Genomic DNA, 19,823 nt, shown 5'->3' on the forward strand with positions numbered 1-19,823 from the left:
CCGAGTCGCGGTGGTTGAGCAGCAGCACGAGCGCCTCGAAGGCCCGGCGGTCCCCGGCGCGGCCGAGCCGGAACGCCGCCAGCTCCCTGGCCCACAAAGGCTGTCCCGGCTCGGTCAGGACCCCGGCCAGCTCCTCCGGATCCGCGGAGGCGGCCAGCCGTTCGTACGCCGTCGAGCCCCCGGCCTCGCGGCGCAGCCGGTCCGTGAACGCCCGCGAATCCTCGTCCGTGCCGGAAGCCTCGTCCATGCCGGAAGCGTAGTGCGGCGGCCGCGGCCCTGGGCGGCATACAGCGTCAGCGGCCCGACGGCCGGGGCTGCGGCCCGTGAACGCCCGTACGCCGGAAGCCTGTTCACCGCACGGCGGACCCCGTGCGCGCCGCCGCCACCAGTGCGGCCATCACCCGTGTGTCGTCCCCGGCCTCCGGATGCCACTGCACGGCCAGGGTGAACCCGCGCGCGCCGGGCAGTTCCAGCGCCTCGACCGTGCCGTCCTGCGCATGGGCCGAAGCGAGCAGCCCGCGCCCGAGCCGGTCCGCCGCCTGATGGTGGTAGGTCGGCACGGACACCGGCTCGGGCAGCGTCCGGCCCAGCAGCGTCCCCGGAACCGGCTCGACGACATGCCGGTCGAAGACGCCGGGCGGGCCCGCGTGTCCGTCGAGGTGCTGGACGAGGGTGCCGCCCAGCGCCACGTTCAGCAGCTGCAGCCCCCGGCAGATGCCGAGCAGCGGTACGCCGCTCTCCAGCGCGGCCTGGATCAGGGCCACTTCCCAGGCGTCCCGGTCCTGGGCCGGCGGCCCTGTCATCGGATGCGCGGCCGCACCGTAGCGGACGGGCTCGACGTCCGCCCCGCCGGCGATCACCAGCCCGTCCAGGCGGGCGACGGCCGCCGTCGCGGCCGACGGGTCGTCCGGCGGCAGCAGCACCGCGAGCCCGCCCGCGCGCTGCACCATCCGGTGGTAGCCGGCGGGCAGCAGCGCGGCGGGCAGCGACCACACCCCCCACCTGGCGTCCTCCAGATAGGTGCTGATGCCGATCAGCGGCTGGGACATCGGGCTCCTCCGTGCGTGGGTGGGGCGGGGGGCGACGGGCCGACGTACGGTCCGCCGGGTGTCAGTCGCGTTCGAGTTCTGCCTCGGCCGCCGCCAGCGCCGCGAATTCCTCCTCGGGCGCCGCTGCCACCAGACGGTGGCGGGAGTACAAGGCGAAGTAGGCCAGCGCCACGCCGTAGACGCCCAGCGCGATGAAGGCCGCCTCCTTGTCGACCAGGAAGGTCGCCACCAGCGCCGAGCAGGCGAGCACAAAGGCGACGGACGAGGTCAGCGCGCCGCCCGGGGTGCGGTACGGGCGGTGCAGTGCGGGCTCGCGGCGGCGCAGCACGATGTGCGAGAGGGACATCAGCGCGTACGAGATGGTGGCGCCGAAGACCGCGACGTTCAGCATCCGGGCGCCGTCACCGGTGGCCGCCGCGAGCGCGAAGCCGAGTGCGCCGGGGATCAGCAGGCCGAGATAGGGCGCCTTGCGGCGGCTGGTGAGAGAGAGGAAACGGGGCAGATAGCCGGCCCTGGAGAGCGCGAAGAGCTGCCGTGAGCCCGCGAAGATCAGGGAGAAGAACGAGGCGACCAGGCCCGCGAGACCGGCGTAGTTGACGATCCGGCTGACCACGGTCGGATCGCCGTGCGGCTGCAGCGCGTGAACCAGTGGATCGCCCACGGACTGGATCGCGGCGGAGCCGCGGGCGCCGGTCGCCGCCGTGAAGGTGACCAGGGCGAGCAGCAGCAGCACGCCCATCGCGGCGGCCATCGCCTTCGGCAGGACACGGGCCGGGTCCTTGGTCTCCTCGGCGGCCAGCGGTACGCCCTCGACACCGAGGAAGAACCACATGCCGAACGGGAAGGCCGCCCAGATGCCCAGTACGCCGAACGGCAGCCAGGAGCTGGCCCCGACGGCGCCGCCCCGTACGGGGATGTCATTGAGCGTGTCCACCTGGAAGCCGGTGAAGGCGGCCACCGCGAAGACGACGATCGCGGCGACGGCTATCGCGGTGACGACGAGGCTGAACCGCAGCGCCTCGCCGACGCCCCACAGATGGATGCCGATGAAGATCACAAAGCAGGCGAGGTAGACCGGCCAGCCCGAGTGCAGTCCGAACAGGCCGAGCGCTTCGACGTAGTCGCCGAGGAAGATGGCGATCGCGGCGGGCGCCAGCACGTATTCGATCAGGATCGCGGTCCCGGTCAGAAAGCCGCCCCAGGTGCCCAGCGCGCGCCGGGCGAAGCCGTAACCGCCGCCCGCGGTCGGCAGGATCGAGGACAGCTCCGCCAGGGCGAAGACCAGGCAGGTGTACATCAGGCCCATCAGGACTGCGGCGATCGCCAGACCGCCGAATCCGCCCTGCGCCAGGCCGTTGTTCCAGCCGGAGAAGTCTCCCGACACGACATAGGCGACGCCGAGGCCGGTCAGCAGCAGGGGCCCGGCGCTGCCGCGGCGCAGTGCGCGGCGCTCCAGATAGGTGTCCTCGGGCGATGCCCGGCCGCCCGGGGACGGAAGGGGCGGTGCGGTGCGTGCGGTTTCCTCGCTGTCGGCCATGAGCCGCTCCTGCCTCGCCGCTGGGGATCGGAGTAAAGGTTCAGCGGCATACCTTTGCTGCCCGATCGCTCCGGCGCAAGACCCCGTGCGGCAACGGGTCGTCAGGGCGCGGGCGTGGTCAGGAATCCGCGCAGGAGGGCGGCGGTGCCACAGCAGTGCTCGCGCATCACCTCGCGCGCCCCGTCCGCGTCGCCCTCGAGAACCGCGTCGACCACGGCACTGTGCTGGGTCTGCGAATGCTCCAGATTCCGCACCAGGAGCGGAATGCAGTCCAGGAGATCGTTCACGCCCGACCGCACCGCCGCGTACTGGGCCGCCAGCGACGCCGAGCCGGACAGCTCCGCCAGGGTCAGATGCAGCATCGTGTCGCGCCTGCGGTACTCGGCCAGCGGCGCGTCCCGGGTCGCCGCCAGCGCGGAGCGCAGCCGGTCGCCCTCCGCGCCGGTCAGTCCGTGCGTCGCGCACAGCCCGGCCGCGCCGACCTCCAGCACCTCACGGAACCGCAGCACGTCCTCGACGTCGGTCTGCCCGATCCGGCGCCGCAGTTCGGCCTCGCCGGGATTCTCCGTACGCACTCGTACGAATGTGCCGCCGTACCGCCCGCGCCTGGCCTCCACCAGGCCCTGGTCCTGCAGGACCTTGAGCACCTCACGCAGCGTCACCCGGCTGATCCGCAGCCGCTCGGCCAACTCCCTTTCGGACGGCAGCCGTTCGCCCTGGGGGACCAGACCGAGCCGGACCGTCTGGAGTATCTGCTCCAGCGCCTCCTCGAAGCCGTTGCCCGCCCGCACCGGCCGCAGCACGGGCGCGAGCCGGTCCAACGCACCGTCCATCACCAACACCTTCCCAATCAATGGTTCACACGCATACCTTATGACCTCCGGATGCAGTGACAGGAGGCAGTACCGTGGCTGACCGCACGCCCCCACTCTCGGCCGATGCGCTCAGAGCGCTCGTGGACACCGGAGAGATCGACACTGTCGTCCTCGCCTTCACCGATATGCAAGGCAGGCTCCAGGGCAAGCGGTTCGCCGCCCGCTACTTCCTCGACACCGTCCTCGAACACGGCACGGAGGGCTGCAACTACCTTCTCGCCGTGGACGTGGACCTGAACACCGTCGACGGTTACGAGATGTCCTCCTGGGAGCGCGGTTACGGCGATTTCGCCATGCACGGCGACCCCGCCACCCTGCGCCGCACCCCCTGGAACCCCGGCACGGCGCTGATCACCGCCGATCTGGCCTGGCACGACCGCTCGCCGGTCACCGCGTCGCCCCGGCAGATCCTGCGCCGCCAGCTCGACCGGCTCGCCGAACGGGGCTGGAGCGCCTACGCGGGCACCGAGCTGGAGTTCCTGGTCTTCAAGGACACCTACGAGGACGGCTGGTCACGCGGCTACCGCCGGATGACCCCGGCCAACCAGTACAACGCCGACTACTCGGTGCTCGGGACCGGCCGAGTCGAGCCGCTGCTGCGCCGCATCCGCAACGAGATGGGCGCGGCCGGTCTGGCCGTCGAGTCGGCCAAGGGCGAGTGCAACCTCGGCCAGCACGAGATCGTGTTCGTCTACGACGAGGCGCTCACCACCTGCGACCAGCACAGCGTCTACAAGACCGGCGCCAAGGAGATCGCGGCCCAGGAGGGCATGTCGCTCACCTTCATGGCCAAGTACGACGAGCGGGAGGGCAACTCCTGCCACATCCACCTGTCGCTGCAGGACGCGGACGGCCGGCCCGTACTGGCCGACGACACCGGCCCGTACGGCATGTCGGACGTGATGCGGCACTTCCTGGCGGGCCAGGTCGCCGCCATGCGGGACTTCACGCTCTTCTACGCCCCGAACATCAACTCCTACAAGCGCTTCCGCGCCGGTTCCTTCGCGCCCACCGCCGTCGCCTGGGGCCCGGACAACCGGACCTGCGCCCTGCGGGTGATCGGCCACGGCCGCTCGCACCGCCTGGAGAACCGGCTGCCGGGCGGCGATGTGAACCCCTATCTGGCGGTCGCGGCGATGGTCGCGGCCGGTCTGTACGGGGTGGAGAACGAGCTGGAACTCCCCGACCCTTGCACCGGCAACGCCTACAGCAGCGACGCCGCCCACGTCCCCACCACGCTCCGCGAGGCCGCCGAGCGCTGGGAGAACAGCCCGATCGCCCGGGCAGCCTTCGGGGACGAGGTCGTCGACCACTACCGCCACATGGCCCGCGTCGAACAGGACGCCTACGACGCGGCCGTCACCGACTGGGAACGCTTCCGCTCCTTCGAGCGCATGTGAGGAACCGCCACATGGTCACAGTGCACGAGCTGGACATCATCAATCCGGCGAACGAGGACCTGGTGGCCACCGTGCCCACCACATCCCCCGCCGAGGTCGACACCGCGGTACGGCGGGCCGCCGCGGCCCAGGCGGGATGGGCCGCCCTGGCACCCGCCGACCGGGCCCGGCTGCTGCGCCGGTTCGCCGACGTCGTGGACGCCCACCGCGGGCCGCTGGCCCGCATCGAAGTGCAGGAGGCCGGCCACCCGCTGGGCAACGCCGAGTGGGAAGCGGGCAACGTCCGCGATCTGCTGGAGTACGCCGCCGGCGGAGTGGAGCGCCTCAACGGCGCCCAGATCCCGGTCGCGGGCGGCCTGAACGTCACCTTCCAGGAACCGCTCGGCGTCGTCGCCGTGATCGCCCCCTGGAACTTCCCGATGCCGATCGCCGCCTGGGGCGCGGCCCCCGCGCTCGCGGCCGGCAACGCGGTGCTCCTCAAACCCGCCGAGACCACCCCGCTCACCGCGCTGCGGCTCGCGCAGTACGCACTGGACGCCGGGCTGCCCGACGGCCTCTTCCAGGTCCTGCCGGGCGAGGGCCCGGTCACCGGCGCCGCCCTCGTCGACCACCCGGGCGTCGCCAAGGTCGTCTTCACCGGCTCCACCGCGACCGGCCGGCGGATCGCCGCCCGCTGCGCGGAGCAGACCAAGCGGCTGACCCTGGAGCTGGGCGGCAAGAGCCCCAACATCGTCTTCGCCGACGCCGACATCGAGGCCGCCGCGGCCGCCACCCCCGGCTCCTTCCTCGACAACACCGGCCAGGACTGCTGCGCCCGCAGCCGCATCCTCGTCCAACGCCAGGTCTACGACCGGTACATGGAGCTGCTCGAACCCGCGGTCAGGGCGTTCACGGTCGGCGATCCCACCGATCCCGCCACCCTGATGGGGCCGCTGATCTCCGCCGCCCAGCGCGAACGGGTACGGTCCTACGTCCCCGAGGAGGCCCCGGCCGCCATCCGTGGCGAGGCCCCCACGGGCAAGGGGTTCTGGTACCCGGCCACCGTCCTGGAGGGACGGCCCGACGACCGTACGGCCGTCGAGGAGATCTTCGGCCCGGTCGCCGTCGTCCTCCCCTTCGACGACGAGGCCGACGCGGTCCGCCTCGCCAACGCCACCGACTACGGGCTCTCCGGCTCCCTGTGGACCCGCGACGTCGGCCGGGCACTGCGGGTCTCGCGCGCCGTCGCGGCAGGCAATCTGTCCGTCAACTCCCACAGCAGTGTGCGCTATTCGACCCCCTTCGGCGGTTTCAAACAGTCCGGACTCGGCCGTGAGCTGGGCCCGGACGCGCTGTCCGCCTTCACCGAGACCAAGAACGTCTTCATCGCATCCGAGGAGTACTGAAGTGACCGACCGGACCCCCGTGTGCCGCCGGCTGGTGGGCCGCACCGCAGTGATCACCGGAGCCGGCAGCGGTATCGGCCTCGCCACCGCCCGCAGGCTGTCCTCCGAAGGCGCCCATGTCGTCTGCGCCGACATCGACGACAAGGCGGGCAGGGCCGCCGCCCAGGAGGTCGGCGGGCTCTTCGTCCAGGTGGACGTGGTCGACCCCGGCCAGGTCGAGGCGCTGTACAGGACCGCCTTCGACACCTACGGCTCGGTCGACATCGCCTTCAACAACGCCGGTATCTCCCCGCCCGACGACAACTCGATCCTCACCACGGAACTGGACGCCTGGAAGCGGGTCCAGGAGGTCAACCTCACCTCGGTCTACCTGTGCTGCAAGCACGCCCTGCCGTACATGCGGGACCAGCGCCGCGGTTCCATCATCAACACCGCGTCCTTCGTGGCCGTGATGGGCGCGGCCACCTCGCAGATCAGCTACTCCGCGTCCAAGGGCGGTGTGCTGTCGATGTCCCGCGAACTGGGCGTCCAGTTCGCCCGCGAGGGCATCCGGGTCAACGCGCTCTGCCCGGGGCCGGTCAACACCCCGCTCCTGAAGAAGCTGTTCGCCGACGACCCGGCGCTGGCCGAGCGCCGCCTGGTGCACGTCCCCGTCGGCCGGTTCGCCGAGCCCGAGGAGATCGCGGCGGCCGTCGCCTTCCTCGCCAGTGACGACTCCTCCTTCGTCAACGCCGCCGAGTTCCTGGTGGACGGCGGGATCGCGGGAGCGTACGTCACGCCCGTCGGCTGACCCCCTGCCCCGCTCCCCCGACACCTCCGGGGCCGGCGTGCGGTCGCGGGCCGGCCACGGAGGCATCGCGGGCCGGCCCCGGAGGTATTCCGTCCGGGAGCCGGTCCGGCGTACGGCGGCGAGTCCGGTCCTCGGCAGCGATCCAGATCACAGCGCCCCAGGTATGGCGCGCTCGTTACCGGCCGGTTAGTCTCAAGTGAGCGGGACATCATCCCGTCCGTTCGACCTCAGCTCCATCTCAGCGCGGCCTGGTGACGCAGCCGCGACGAGTGTCTGTCGGTTCAGCAGTTCTGTACGACGTGGCCCCGGGACCGGGCCCGTCGGCCCTCTCTTACGACACCTCCGCACGCCCCCGGCGCGTACCTCCCGTACGACCGGCACCGCGTGCGCCCCTCAGTCGTCACTCATCCCTGGAGTCCCCTGATGGACATCCCTCTGCACACCATCGCCGTGGTCGGCCTCGGCACCATGGGCACCGGCATCGCCGAGGTCCTGGCCCGCGGCGGCCGCGAGGTCATCGGTATCGACGTCAGCCCCGAAGCCGCGGGCCGCGCCGTGGCCGCGCTGGAAGCCTCCACCGCACGTGCCGTACAGCGCGATCGCCTCACCGGCCAGGAGCGCCTGGACGTCCTCGCGCGTTTCCGCACCTTCTCCGACCTCCAGGCCGCGGCCGACGCCGACCTGGTCATCGAGGTCGTGCCGGAGTCGTACGAGACGAAGCAGCAGGTGTTCCGCGCGCTGGACACGATCGTCCGTCCCACGGCGGTCCTGGCGACCGGTACCAACGCGCTGTCCGTGACCCGGCTCGCCGCCGACACCTCACACCCCGAACGCGTCCTCGGCCTGCACTTCTTCAATCCGGCCCCGGCGATGAAACTGGTCGAGGTGGTCTCGTCGGTGCTGACCGCGCCCACGGCCGTCGACGCGGTGACCGTACTGGCCCGCGAGCTCGGCAAGGAGCCCGTCGCGGTCGGCGACCGCCCCGGTTTCGTGGCCGACGGGCTGCTCTTCGGCTATCTCAACCAGGCCGCGGCCATGTACGAGGCCAAGTACGCGTCCCGCGAGGACATCGACGCGGCGATGCGGCTCGGCTGCGGGCTGCCGATGGGGCCGCTCGCGCTGCTCGACCTGATCGGCATCGACACCGCGCGCACCGTCCTGGAGGCCATGTACACGGCGTCCAGGGACCGGCTGCACGCCCCCGCGCCGATCCTCAAGCAGCTCGGCAACGCCGGCCTCACCGGGCGCAAGTCGGGCCGCGGTTTCTACACGTACGACGCGCCGGGCAGCTCCGATGTGGTGCGGGACGCCCTCACCCCGCTCGACGGTGTGCAGGCCGCCACGGCACGCCCGGTCGCTTCGGTGGGCGTCGCGGGCTCGGGGACGATGGCGTCGGGCATCGCAGAGGTGTTCGCCAAGGCCGGTTACGACGTGGTGCTCGCCGCCCGCAGCCCGGAGAAGGCCGACACCGCCAAGGCCCGTATCGCCAAGTCGCTCGCCCGCTCCGTCGACAAGGGCCGGATGACCGCCGCGGCCCGTGACGAGACGCTCGCCAGGATCACCCCGGCCGGTTCGCTCGACGCGTTCGCCGATGTGGATCTGGCCGTCGAGGCGGTGGCCGAGGACCTGGAGGTCAAGCAGCAGCTCTTCGGCACGCTCGACAAGGTCTGCAAGCAGGGCGCGGTGCTCGCCACCACGACCTCATCGCTGCCGGTGATCGCGTGTGCCCGCGCCACATCGCGCCCGCAGGACGTCATCGGGATGCACTTCTTCAACCCGGCCCCGGCGATGAAGCTGGTCGAGGTGGTCCGTACCGTCCTCACCGCCGACGACGTCCACGCCACGGTCCGCGAGGTCTGCACCGCGGTCCGCAAGCATCCGGTGGACTGCGGCGACCGGGCCGGATTCATCGTGAACGCACTGCTGTTCCCGTACCTCAACAACGCGGTCAAGATGGTCCAGGAGCACTACGCGACGCTCGACGACATCGACGCGGCCATGAAGCTGGGCGGCGGCTATCCGATGGGCCCGTTCGAGCTGCTCGACGTGGTCGGTCTCGATGTGTCGCTCGCCATCGAGCGGGTGCTGCACCGCGAGTTCCGCGACCCGGGCCTGGCTCCCGCGCCGCTCCTCGAACATCTGGTGGCGGCCGGCTGCCTGGGCCGCAAGACCGGGCGCGGCTTCCGCGAGTATGCCCGTCGCTGATCCGGCGGGCGGCTGGGGCGGGCTGCTGGGACCGGGTGGCCCGCCCGGTCCCAGCAGCCCGGCGCCACGTTCCGACGGTCCCATGCAGTACGTTCGGACCATGCCCGAGCTCACCGGCCCCGTCCGACGGCCTGTCCGCAAGAAGGCGTCGTCCGACGCCCCTGAGAGTGCCGCAGGCAGCCGCGCGGCGGCTCAGCGGCTCAAGATGCGCCGTGAACTGGCCGCGGCCGCGATGGAGCTCTTCGCGGCCAAGGGGTACGAGGCGACGACCGTCGACGAGATCGCGGCGCAGGCCGGGGTCGCCCGCCGGACCTTCTTCCGGCACTTCCGCTCCAAGGAAGAGGCGATCTTCCCGGACCACGACGACACGCTGGTACGGGCCGAGGCGGTGCTGAACGCGGCGCCGCCGCACGAGCACCCGCTGGACACCGTGTGCCGGGGCATCAAGGAAGTCATGCGGATGTACGCGGCGTCGCCCGCGGTGTCCGTCGCGCGGTACAAGCTGACCCGTGAGGTGCCGACGCTGCGGGAGGCGGAGATCGCCTCGGTGGCCCGCTACGAGCGGCTGTTCACCCGCTATCTGCTGGGCCACTTCGACGAGCACGAGCAGCACGACGGCAACGACGACCCGCTGCTGGCCGAGGTCGCGGCGTCCGCCGTGGTCACCGCGCACAACCACGTACTGCGCCGCTGGCTGCGGTCCGGCGGCCAGGGCGATGTGGAGGCCAGGCTCGACCACGCCTTCGCCATCGTCCGGGACACCTTCGGCACCGGGATAGGCGCCGGCCGCACCGCTGAGCGCAGCCCGGCCGCGGCCGTGCGGAGCAGTGGTGAGGTCCTGGTGACGGTGGCGCGTACCGACGCCCCGCTCGATGAGGTCATGCGCACCATCGAGCAGGCGCTGAGGAAGCGCTGACCGCACCCGTACCCACCCGTACCGCGACGGCCGCCCCTCCGGGGGCGGCCGTTTCTGGCGTTTTCGCTCATTCGTGACCCGCCGGTGACAACTGAGGGAATTTGTTGGCACTCAGTGTCTTGCGGCTTGGCACCCGGTGCCATACGTTGAAGGTGTCCGAGCGGCCGGTGTGCAGCGACCTTCGCGTGCCGGCTGTCCCCGTGGACCACGTGTTCACGCGCCCGGACGCCTGCGTCACAGGCACCTTCAGCGCCCCACCACGGCGCAGCCGCTCCAGTCCCACGCCGAACCGACGGCACACCTCCACAGCAGCGGCCCCGCCTCCCGCGGGGCCACCCCGACCGACTCCCCCAACACGCTTCGCCGGAGGCAGCACCGTGAAGGACATCCTGGACGCGATCCAGTCGCGGACCGACACAGCAAGCGGATCCAGCGCTGCCACGGCGGCCGACTTCGCCGCCCTGGCCCTCCCCGACTCGTACCGCGCGGTGACCGTGCACAAGGACGAGGCCGAGATGTTCGCCGGACTCGAAAGCCGCGACAAGGACCCCCGCAAGTCCCTCCATGTCGAGGACGTGCCGGTGCCCGAACTCGGCCCCGGTGAGGCCCTGGTGGCCGTCATGGCCAGCTCGGTGAATTACAACTCCGTCTGGACCTCGATCTTCGAGCCCGTCTCGACCTTCTCGTTCCTGGAGCGTTACGGAAGGCTCAGCGAGCTCACCAAGCGCCACGACCTGCCGTACCACGCCATCGGCTCCGACCTCGCGGGCGTCGTGCTGCGGACCGGCCCCGGCGTCAACGCCTGGCAGCCGGGCGACGAAGTCGTCGCGCACTGCCTCTCGGTGGAGCTGGAGAGCTCCGACGGCCACAACGACACGATGCTCGACCCCGAGCAGCGCATCTGGGGCTTCGAGACCAACTTCGGCGGCCTGGCGGAGATCGCCCTCGTCAAGTCCAACCAGCTGATGCCCAAGCCCGGCCACCTCAGCTGGGAGGAGGCCGCCGCCCCCGGCCTCGTCAACTCCACCGCGTACCGCCAGCTGGTGTCGCGCAACGGCGCCGGCATGAAGCAGGGCGACAACGTGCTGATCTGGGGCGCGAGCGGCGGACTCGGCAGCTATGCCACCCAGTTCGCGCTGGCCGGCGGCGCCAACCCGATCTGTGTCGTCTCCAGCGAGCAGAAGGCGGACATCTGCCGGCGGATGGGCGCCGAGGCGATCATCGACCGCAGCGCCGATGGTTACCGGTTCTGGAAGGACGAGCACCACCAGGACCCGCGCGAGTGGAAGCGGTTCGGCAAGCGCATCCGTGAACTGACCGGCGGCGAGGACGTGGACATCGTCTTCGAGCACCCGGGCCGCGAGACCTTCGGCGCCTCCGTGTACGTGACCCGCAAGGGCGGCACGATCGTCACCTGCGCCTCGACCTCCGGGTACACCCACGAGTACGACAACCGCTATCTGTGGATGTCACTGAAGCGGATCATCGGCTCCCACTTCGCCAACTACCGCGAGGCGTGGGAGGCCAACCGGCTGATCGCCAAGGGCAAGATCCACCCCACCCTGTCGAAGGTGTACTCGCTGGACGACACCGGCCAGGCCGCGTACGACGTCCACCGCAACCTGCACCAGGGCAAGGTCGGGGTCCTGGCGCTGGCCCCCGCCGAGGGGCTCGGGGTGCGCGACCCGGAGCTGCGCGAGAAGCACATCGGCTCCATCAACCTGTTCCGCGACACCCCGGCGGCGCAGACCGCACCCGCCGGCCGGAACGTCTGAGGTCTCCCGATGACTGAACGTCACAAGGACCGCCCCTGGCTCATGCGGACCTACGCGGGCCACTCGACGGCCGAAGCGTCCAACGAGCTCTACCGGCGCAACCTCGCCAAGGGCCAGACAGGTCTGTCCGTCGCCTTCGACCTGCCCACGCAGACCGGCTACGACCCGGACCACATCCTGGCCAGGGGCGAGGTCGGCCGGGTCGGGGTGCCCGTCTCCCATCTCGGCGACATGCGGCGGCTGTTCCAGGACATCCCGCTGGAGCAGATGAACACGTCGATGACCATCAACGCCACGGCCATGTGGCTGCTGGCGCTCTACCAGGTGGTCGCGGAGGAGCAGGGCGCGGACCCGGACCGGCTCCAGGGCACCACACAGAACGACATCGTCAAGGAGTACCTGTCGCGCGGGACGCATGTGTTCCCGCCCGGGCCGAGTCTGCGGCTCACCACCGACATGATCACGTACACGGTGGCCCACATCCCCAAGTGGAACCCGATCAACATCTGCAGCTACCACCTGCAGGAGGCGGGTGCCACCCCGGTCCAGGAGATCGCGTACGCCATGTCCACCGCGATCGCGGTCCTGGACGCGGTACGCGACTCGGGGCAGGTGCCGCCCGAGCGGTTCGACGCGGTCGTCGCCCGGATCTCGTTCTTCGTGAACGCGGGCGTCCGCTTCATCGAGGAGATGTGCAAGATGCGCGCCTTCGGCCGCATCTGGGACCGCCTGACGCAGGAGCGGTACGGCATCACGGACCCCCGCAAGCGCCGCTTCCGCTACGGCGTGCAGGTCAACTCCCTGGGGCTCACCGAGGCGCAGCCGGAGAACAACGTCCAGCGCATCGTCCTGGAGATGCTGGCCGTCACCCTGTCCAAGGACGCACGGGCCCGCGCCGTGCAGCTGCCCGCCTGGAACGAGGCGCTCGGGCTGCCCAGGCCCTGGGACCAGCAGTGGTCGCTCCGGATCCAGCAGGTGCTCGCCCAGGAGAGCGATCTGCTGGAGTACGAGGACATCTTCGACGGCTCCCATGTCATCGAGGCCAAGGTCGACGAGCTGGTCGAGGAGTCGCTCGCGGAGATCGAGCGCATCCAGCAGATGGGCGGCGCGATGGCGGCCGTCGAGTCCGGCTACCTCAAGTCGGAGCTGGTCTCCTCGCACGCCGGGCGCCGGGCCAGGATCGAGGGCGGCGAGGAGAAGATCGTCGGCGTCAACTGCTACGAGTCGACCGAGCCCAACCCGCTCACCGCCGACCTGGACACGGCGATCATGACGGTCGACCCGGAGAACGAGGCGAGGGTCGTCGCCGCGCTGCACACCTGGCGCGACAACCGCGACGAGGGCGCGGCGCAGGAGTCCCTCGCGGTCCTCAAGGCGACCGCGGCCGGTGACGGCAACCTCTTCGAGGCGACCGTGGCCTGCGCCCGTGCGGGTGTCACCACGGGCGAGTGGTCGTGGGCCCTGCGCGATGTGTTCGGCGAGTTCCGGGCGCCGACCGGGGTGGGCGGCGCGCCGGTCGCGGTGACCGCCGACGAGGGCACCCCCCTCGCCGGCGTACGCGCCGCCGTGACCCGTACGGCCCAGGATCTCGGCAGCGGGCGGCTGCGCCTGCTGGTGGGCAAACCGGGCCTGGACGGTCACTCCAACGGCGCCGAGCAGATCGCCGTACGCGCCCGTGACGCCGGGTTCGAAGTGGTCTACCAGGGCATCCGGCTGACCCCCGAGCAGATCGTCGCCGCGGCGCTGGCCGAGGACGTGCACTGTGTGGGCCTGTCGATCCTGTCAGGCTCGCACGCCGAACTGGTCCCGGACGTGCTCGAACGGCTGCGCGATGCCGGTGCGTCGGACATCCCCGTGATCGTCGGCGGGATCATCCCGAACGCCGACGGCACGGCACTCAAGGAGGCCGGTGTGGCCGCCGTCTTCACCCCGAAGGACTTCGGGATCACGGAGATCATCGGACGTATCGTCGAAGTGATCCGGAAAGCGAACAAGCTCGACCCTCTGGAGGTCCCCGCATGACCGAGTCAACCAGCCCCGTGAACCGGCTGCGTCCGAGGCGTTCGTGTCTCGCCGTGCCCGGATCGAACCCGCGCTTCCTGGAGAAGGCCCAAGGGCTCCCGGCCGACCAGGTCTTCCTCGACCTGGAGGACGCCTGCGCGCCGCTCGCTAAGGAGGGCGCCAGGCACACCATCGTCGAGGCGCTGAACAAGGGCGACTGGACGGGCAAGACCCGCGTCGTGCGCGTCAACGACTGGACCACCCACTGGACGTACCGCGACGTCATCACCGTCGTCGAGGGCGCCGGACAGAACCTCGACTGCATCATGCTCCCTAAGGTGCAGGACGCCCAGCAGATCGTCGCCCTGGACCTGCTGCTCACCCAGATCGAGAAGACCGTGGGCCTCGAAGTCGGCAAGATCGGCATCGAGGCGCAGATCGAGAACGCCAAGGGCCTGGTCAACGTCAACGAGATCGCGGCGGCCTCGCCCCGCAACGAGGCCATCATCTTCGGCCCCGCCGACTTCATGGCATCGATCAACATGAAGACCCTGGTGGTCGGCGAGCAGCCGCCCGGCTACGGCGCGGACGCCTACCACTACATCCTGATGAAGATCCTCATGGCGGCCCGCACCTACGACCTCCAGGCGATCGACGGCCCCTACCTGCAGATCCGCAACGTCGACGGCTACCGCGAGGTCGCCAAGCGGGCGGCGGCCCTCGGTTTCGACGGCAAGTGGGTCCTGCACCCCGGCCAGGTCGAGGCGTCCAACGAGATCTTCTCGCCGTCCCAGGAGGACTACGACCACGCCGAGATGATCCTCGACGCCTACGAGTGGTGCACATCGGAGGCGGGCGGCAAGAAGGGCTCGGCGATGCTCGGCGACGAGATGATCGACGAAGCCAGCCGCAAGATGGCCCTGGTCATCTCGGGCAAGGGCCGGGCCGCCGGGATGCGGCGCACCACCTCCTTCGAAGCCCCGGAGGCCTGAGCCATGCAGTTCGGACGCACCTACGAGGAGTTCGAGGTCGGCGCGGTCTACAAGCACTGGCCAGGCAAGACGGTCACCGAGTACGACGACCACCTCTTCTGTCTGCTCACCATGAACCACCACCCGCTGCACCTGGACAGCAACTACGCCGAGGAGACGACCGACTTCGGCAAGAACGTCGTCGTCGGGAACTACATCTACTCGCTGCTCCTCGGGATGTCCGTCCCCGACGTCTCCGGCAAGGCCATCGCCAACCTGGAGGTCGAGTCGCTCAAGCACATCGCGCCGACCTTCCACGGCGACACGCTGTACGGCGAGACCACGGTCCTGGACAAGACCCCGTCGAAGTCCAAGACCGACCGCGGCATCGTCCACGTCGAAACCAAGGGCTACAAGCAGGACGGCACCGTCGTCTGCGTCTTCCGCCGCAAGGTCATGGTCCCCACCGTGACCTACATCAAGGAACGCGGCGGCGAGCAGCCCGGCCGCCCCGTGCCTTCCCACTAGGCGCACCCCCACCAACTGCGTGACGTCACAGGAGAAGCAGTCATGAGCCGACTCGCCCAGACCACGGGTCTGACCGATGTGCAGCAGGAAATCCTGGCCACCGTCAGGGACTTCGTCGACAAGGAGATCCTGCCGGTCGCGACCGAACTCGAGCACCGCGACGAGTACCCGTCCCAGATCGTCGAGGGCCTCAAGGAACTCGGCCTGTTCGGGCTGATGATCCCCGAGGAGTACGGGGGGCTCGGCGAGTCGCTGCTCACCTACGCGCTGTGTGTCGAAGAAATAGCGCGTGGCTGGATGAGCGTGTCGGGCATCATCAACACGCATTTCATCGTGGCGTACATGCTCAAGCAGCACGGCACCCAGGAGCAGAAGGACACCTTCCTGCCGCGGATGGCCGCGGGCGAGGTCCGCGGGGCGTTCTCGATGTCCGAGCCGGCGCTGGGCTCGGATGTGTCGGCGATCACGTCGAAGGGGACGAAGGACGGCGACGAGTACGTCCTGAACGGCCAGAAGATGTGGCTGACCAACGGCGGCACGTCCTCGCTCGTCGCGGTCCTGTGCCGCAGTGACGAGGGTCACCCCGAGGGGACCGCCCGGCACAAGTCGATGACGACCTTCCTGGTCGAGAAAGAGCCGGGCTTCGGCGAGGTCCGTCCGGGCCTGACCATCCCCGGCAAGATCGACAAGATGGGCTACAAGGGGGTCGACACCACCGAGCTGATTATGGACGGGCTGCGAATTCCGGCCAATCGCGTACTTGGCGGCGTTACGGGCCGAGGATTTTACCAAATGATGGACGGAGTGGAAGTCGGCCGGGTGAATGTCGCAGCGCGTGGCTGCGGCGTAGCACAGCGCGCCTTCGAACTGGGCATCGGCTACGCACAGCAACGTCATACGTTCGGCAAACAGATCGCCCAGCATCAGGCGATTCAGTTCAAGCTGGCCGAAATGGCTACCAAGGTGGAAGCCGCCCATGCGATGATGGTGAATGCGGCACGCAAAAAGGACTCCGGGGAACGAAACGACCTTGAGGCAGGGATGGCCAAGTACCTGGCATCCGAGTACTGCAAGGAGGTCGTGGAGGACGCCTTCCGTATTCACGGTGGATACGGGTTCTCCAAGGAGTACGAGATCGAGCGGCTCTACCGCGAGGCCCCGATGCTGCTGATCGGCGAAGGTACCGCCGAGATCCAGAAAATGATCATCGGCCGCCGACTCCTCGAAGAGTACCGATTCCAGGGCTGATTGTCCCTTTCGTGGCGATATATCAGCGAAGAAGATCACAGCCAGTCATCGTCTTCCAGCCGCCGACTCGGCTTCCTGGCTTGCCCAGTTGTGGTCCACAACCGATAGCATCGCCCGAAAGCCGCCGTCCCCCGTTCCCGCGCGGCATCATCCGCTACGAAGGTCATTCATGCCCCACAGCCAAACCTCTGCACCACGCGGTCGCGTCCGTCTTGCGCGCGGAGCATCGCCGTGGCTCCTGCCGACTGTCGCGACCGCGGCGCTCAGCCTGACCCGGGCCCGCAGGTCCGGGCGCTGGGCCGCCGTCGCCGTGCCCACCACCGCCCTCGCGGCGGGCATGCTGTGGTTCTTCCGCGACCCCGAGCGGGAGATCACACAGGGCCGGGTCATCTCCCCGGCCGACGGTGTAGTGCAGAGCATCATGCCGTGGAAGGACGGGCGCACCCGCGTCGCGATCTTCATGAGCCCGCTGAACGTCCATGTGAACCGCGCACCGCTGGCGGGCACCGTGACGTCGGTCGAGCACATCCCCGGCGGTTTCGTTCCGGCGTTCAACAAGGAGAGCGAGAACAACGAGCGCGTTGTCTGGCACTTCGACACCGAGCTCGGTGACATCGAGATGGTGCAGATCGCCGGCGCCGTCGCCCGCCGTATCGTGCCGTATCTCCCCCAGGGCACGAAGGTGGAGCAGGGCGAGCGGATCGGCCTGATCCGTTTCGGTTCGCGCGTCGACATCTACCTTCCGGAAGGTATCGATGTCGCGGTCGAGGTCGGCCAGACCACCACCGCGGGGGTGACTCGAATTGACCGTGATTGATCCGGAGACACAGACCGGCTGGGTTCCCGAGGCGGACGCCGAGGACGACACCGAGGACATGCCGCTCTCCATGCGGCTGTCGATAGCGGACACGCTGACACTCGGCAACGCGACATGCGGGTTCATGGCGGTGTACTTCACCACCACCGGGATCCTCATCCCGCACCTCCAGGGCAGCCAGGAGACCGGCATGGGGCGGCACTCCGCCGCGACCGCCGTGATCCTGATGCTGCTCGCAGCGATCTTCGACCTCTGCGACGGGCTCGTGGCGCGCAAGCTGCGCAGCTCGCCGATGGGCGCGGAGCTGGACAACCTCTCCGACCTGATCAGCTTCGGGCTCGCCCCGGCCTACTTCGTGCTCGTGTACGGGATGGTCGCGGACGACGCCCACCAGCGGGTCGCGGCGGTGGCGGCGATCGTGGTGCTGCTGGCGGTGGTGCTGCGGCTTGCGCGGTTCTCCTGCGTGGCCCTGAAGGACGGCACCTTCCAGGGCATGCCGTCCCCCTTCGGGGCGCTGACCGTGGTCTCCATCGTGCTGCTCGAGCTGCCCTTCGTACCGACGCTGCTCGCGGTCATCGGGGTCGCCTGGCTGATGGTGAGCCGGGTCGAGTACCCGAAGCCGCGCGGTGTCCTCGCGGTGGGGATGCTCAGCTGGATCGTGGGCGCCATGGGGCTGCTCGCCGCGTGGGCGTTCGACGCCCCCGGCGGCCAGCTGCTCCTGCAGACCGGCTGCGCGCTCCAGGTGGTGCTGGGCGCGGTCATCCCGCTCTTCGCCACGGCGCGCCGGGTCAACACCTTCCGCGACAACCGCCGCGAGGCGCGTACGGCTCAGCTGCCGTAGCTCGCGGACAACGGCGGAGGCCCCGGGTGCATCGCACTCGGGGCCTCCGCCGTTTCCCGTGCCCGGGTCAGCCGGTGCGGGCGGCGAAGACACGCTCCAGCAGGTCGGCGAGGGCGGCGCGGCCGTCTTCGGGCAGGGCTCCGATACCGGCGAGCGTCGCGTGCATCCCCGCCCTGATCGCGTCGACGGCACGCTCGCCTTCCGCGGTGAGCAGGACGTTCTTGACGCGGCGGTCGGTGGGGCCGGGTTCCCGGCGTACCAGGCCGCGCTTCTCCAGCCGGTCGACGATCCCGGTCATGTTGGAGGCGTCGCAGGCCAGGGTGGTCGCCAGGGCACGCATCGCGGACGGCCCCCGGCGCAGCACACTGAGCGTCTTGCCCTGGCTGGCGGTGAGGCCCTCGGCGGCGGCCGCGGCCGTGAAGTCACCGTAGTAGGCGCCGAGCGACACCGAGAGCAGCTCCATGAGCCGGTCGGTGCCGGCTCCGGGGGTTTCTGGCATGGGCCGATGCTACGCCAGGAAAGTTGAGCATCTCAAACACTTGGCGGGCGCGACGGGTCCGCGGCCGACAGCACGGGCCGGGCCGGGCGGTGTGCCCCGCCCGGCCCGGTTCACGCCCCGGAAGGACCGGCTGTCACCCGCGGACGGGTCACCTGCGGCCGGTCACCCGCGGACCAGGAAGTCGCGGGCGATGTTCTCGGCGGCCTGTTCGAGCAGCGGGCCCGCGTTGGCGATGCAGCGCTCCACGTCCGGCTCCAGGTCGGTGAGGGCGTACGCACGGCGGATACCCGCCCTGCCGAGGACCTCAGCCGGGAGCGTGAGGCGGCCGCAGACCGCGACGACCTCCTTGCCCGCCGCCCGTGCCGCCGCGGCCACACCGGCCGGAGCCTTGCCGTGCAGGGTCTGCTCGTCGAGCGACCCCTCACCGGTGACGACCAGGGTCGCCCGGGCCAGGGCCGGGGCGAAGCCGAGGACGTCGAGCATCACGTCGATGCCCGCGCGGAAGCTCGCCCCGAGGCCGACCAGCGCCCCGAAGCCGATACCGCCCGCTGCGCCCGCCCCGGGTGCGAGAGCGGCCTCAGCGGCCCCCGCCCCGATGGACTTCTCCAGCACGGCGGCGAAGTGCGCCAGCGCCGCGTCCAGGATCTCGACCTGCTCGGGCGACGCGCCCTTCTGCGGGCCGTAGACCGCTGGTGCGCCCTTGGGCCCGGTCAGCGGGTTGTCCACGTCGCTGGCGAGCACGATCTCCGTACCGGCGAGCCGGGCGTCCAGACCGGACAGATCGGCCGTCGCCAGCTCGCTCAGTGCCCCGCCGCCCGGCCCCACGGGCTGTCCGTCCGCGTCCAGGAAGCGGGCACCGAGCGCGGCGAGCATGCCCGCGCCGCCGTCGGTCGTGGCACTGCCGCCGACGCCGAAGACGAGGGACGTGGCCCCCGCGTCGAGCGCCGCGCGCAGCAGCTCGCCGGAGCCGTACGTCGTGGCGGTGA

The 19,823-nt window shown here is 70.3% G+C and carries 17 protein-coding genes and 1 pseudogene; 12 read left to right on the plus strand and 6 right to left on the minus strand.

Annotation, left to right across the window (positions count from 1 at the left end; all coding sequences use genetic code 11):
• The 4 genes and pseudogenes from G3I19_RS22370 to G3I19_RS22385 form a co-directional block, all read right to left on the minus strand.
• Nucleotides 1–247: pseudogene (locus G3I19_RS22370) on the minus strand (adenylosuccinate lyase); the annotation flags it as partial.
• A 103-nt stretch (nucleotides 248–350) separates the two neighbouring features.
• Nucleotides 351–1,049: a gamma-glutamyl-gamma-aminobutyrate hydrolase family protein gene (locus G3I19_RS22375; protein WP_164265468.1), complete on the minus strand. Its 699-nt coding sequence runs from the start codon at nucleotides 1,047–1,049 to the stop codon at nucleotides 351–353.
• A gap of 61 nt (nucleotides 1,050–1,110) precedes the next feature.
• The gene (gene eat / locus G3I19_RS22380; RefSeq protein ID WP_164265469.1) at nucleotides 1,111–2,586 is read right to left on the minus strand and encodes an ethanolamine permease; all 1,476 of its coding nucleotides are present in this window, start codon (nucleotides 2,584–2,586) and stop codon (nucleotides 1,111–1,113) included.
• A gap of 101 nt (nucleotides 2,587–2,687) precedes the next feature.
• Nucleotides 2,688–3,419 carry an FCD domain-containing protein gene (locus G3I19_RS22385; RefSeq protein WP_164265470.1) on the minus strand — a complete coding sequence of 244 codons (732 nt, stop codon included), beginning with the start codon at nucleotides 3,417–3,419 and terminating at the stop codon, nucleotides 2,688–2,690.
• 74 nt (nucleotides 3,420–3,493) lie between these two features.
• Between G3I19_RS22385 and G3I19_RS22390 the strand changes: the two genes are divergently transcribed.
• From G3I19_RS22390 to pssA, 12 genes are all read left to right on the plus strand, one after another.
• A complete protein-coding gene (locus G3I19_RS22390) occupies nucleotides 3,494–4,861 on the plus strand; it encodes a glutamine synthetase family protein (RefSeq protein ID WP_164265471.1) in 1,368 nt (455 codons plus the stop codon).
• Nucleotides 4,862–4,872: 11 nt separating this feature from the next.
• Nucleotides 4,873–6,246: an aldehyde dehydrogenase family protein gene (locus G3I19_RS22395; protein ID WP_164265472.1), complete on the plus strand. Its 1,374-nt coding sequence runs from the start codon at nucleotides 4,873–4,875 to the stop codon at nucleotides 6,244–6,246.
• A gap of 1 nt (nucleotide 6,247) precedes the next feature.
• A complete protein-coding gene (locus G3I19_RS22400; RefSeq protein WP_164265473.1) occupies nucleotides 6,248–7,036 on the plus strand; it encodes a 3-oxoacyl-ACP reductase in 789 nt (262 codons plus the stop codon).
• A gap of 423 nt (nucleotides 7,037–7,459) precedes the next feature.
• Nucleotides 7,460–9,241: a 3-hydroxyacyl-CoA dehydrogenase gene (locus tag G3I19_RS22405; RefSeq protein ID WP_164265474.1), complete on the plus strand. Its 1,782-nt coding sequence runs from the start codon at nucleotides 7,460–7,462 to the stop codon at nucleotides 9,239–9,241.
• Between the two features lie 100 nt (nucleotides 9,242–9,341).
• Nucleotides 9,342–10,157: a TetR family transcriptional regulator gene (locus tag G3I19_RS22410; RefSeq protein ID WP_239074674.1), complete on the plus strand. Its 816-nt coding sequence runs from the start codon at nucleotides 9,342–9,344 to the stop codon at nucleotides 10,155–10,157.
• A 377-nt stretch (nucleotides 10,158–10,534) separates the two neighbouring features.
• Nucleotides 10,535–11,932, plus strand: coding sequence for a crotonyl-CoA carboxylase/reductase (ccrA, locus tag G3I19_RS22415; RefSeq protein ID WP_164265476.1), 1,398 nt, complete (start codon nucleotides 10,535–10,537; stop codon nucleotides 11,930–11,932).
• Nucleotides 11,933–11,941: 9 nt separating this feature from the next.
• Nucleotides 11,942–13,954 carry a protein meaA gene (locus G3I19_RS22420; protein WP_164265477.1) on the plus strand — a complete coding sequence of 671 codons (2,013 nt, stop codon included), beginning with the start codon at nucleotides 11,942–11,944 and terminating at the stop codon, nucleotides 13,952–13,954.
• On the plus strand, nucleotides 13,951–14,925 hold the full coding sequence (locus G3I19_RS22425) for a CoA ester lyase (RefSeq protein ID WP_164265478.1): 975 nt from the start codon (nucleotides 13,951–13,953) through the stop codon (nucleotides 14,923–14,925). Before G3I19_RS22420 ends, G3I19_RS22425 begins: the two co-directional genes overlap by 4 nt.
• A gap of 3 nt (nucleotides 14,926–14,928) precedes the next feature.
• Nucleotides 14,929–15,432, plus strand: a complete 504-nt coding sequence (locus G3I19_RS22430; RefSeq protein ID WP_164265479.1) for a MaoC family dehydratase — start codon at nucleotides 14,929–14,931, stop codon at nucleotides 15,430–15,432.
• Nucleotides 15,433–15,474: 42 nt separating this feature from the next.
• Nucleotides 15,475–16,680, plus strand: a complete 1,206-nt coding sequence (locus G3I19_RS22435) for an acyl-CoA dehydrogenase family protein (protein WP_164265480.1) — start codon at nucleotides 15,475–15,477, stop codon at nucleotides 16,678–16,680.
• Between the two features lie 169 nt (nucleotides 16,681–16,849).
• Nucleotides 16,850–17,497 (plus strand): phosphatidylserine decarboxylase, encoded by a 648-nt coding sequence (locus tag G3I19_RS22440; RefSeq protein ID WP_164265481.1) that lies wholly within the window; start codon nucleotides 16,850–16,852, stop codon nucleotides 17,495–17,497.
• Nucleotides 17,484–18,338: a CDP-diacylglycerol--serine O-phosphatidyltransferase gene (gene pssA / locus G3I19_RS22445; RefSeq protein ID WP_203599940.1), complete on the plus strand. Its 855-nt coding sequence runs from the start codon at nucleotides 17,484–17,486 to the stop codon at nucleotides 18,336–18,338. Before G3I19_RS22440 ends, pssA begins: the two co-directional genes overlap by 14 nt.
• 67 nt (nucleotides 18,339–18,405) lie before the next feature.
• On the opposite strand, the gene G3I19_RS22450 is transcribed toward pssA, so the two are convergent.
• On the minus strand, nucleotides 18,406–18,801 hold the full coding sequence (locus G3I19_RS22450) for a MarR family transcriptional regulator (RefSeq protein ID WP_164265484.1): 396 nt from the start codon (nucleotides 18,799–18,801) through the stop codon (nucleotides 18,406–18,408).
• Between the two features lie 198 nt (nucleotides 18,802–18,999).
• On the minus strand, nucleotides 19,000–19,823 hold an 824-nt coding region (locus G3I19_RS22455; RefSeq protein ID WP_164265482.1), incomplete at its 5' end, for a glycerate kinase.

This window comes from Streptomyces sp. SID10853, assembly GCF_010548145.1.
Taxonomy (GTDB): domain Bacteria; phylum Actinomycetota; class Actinomycetes; order Streptomycetales; family Streptomycetaceae; genus Streptomyces.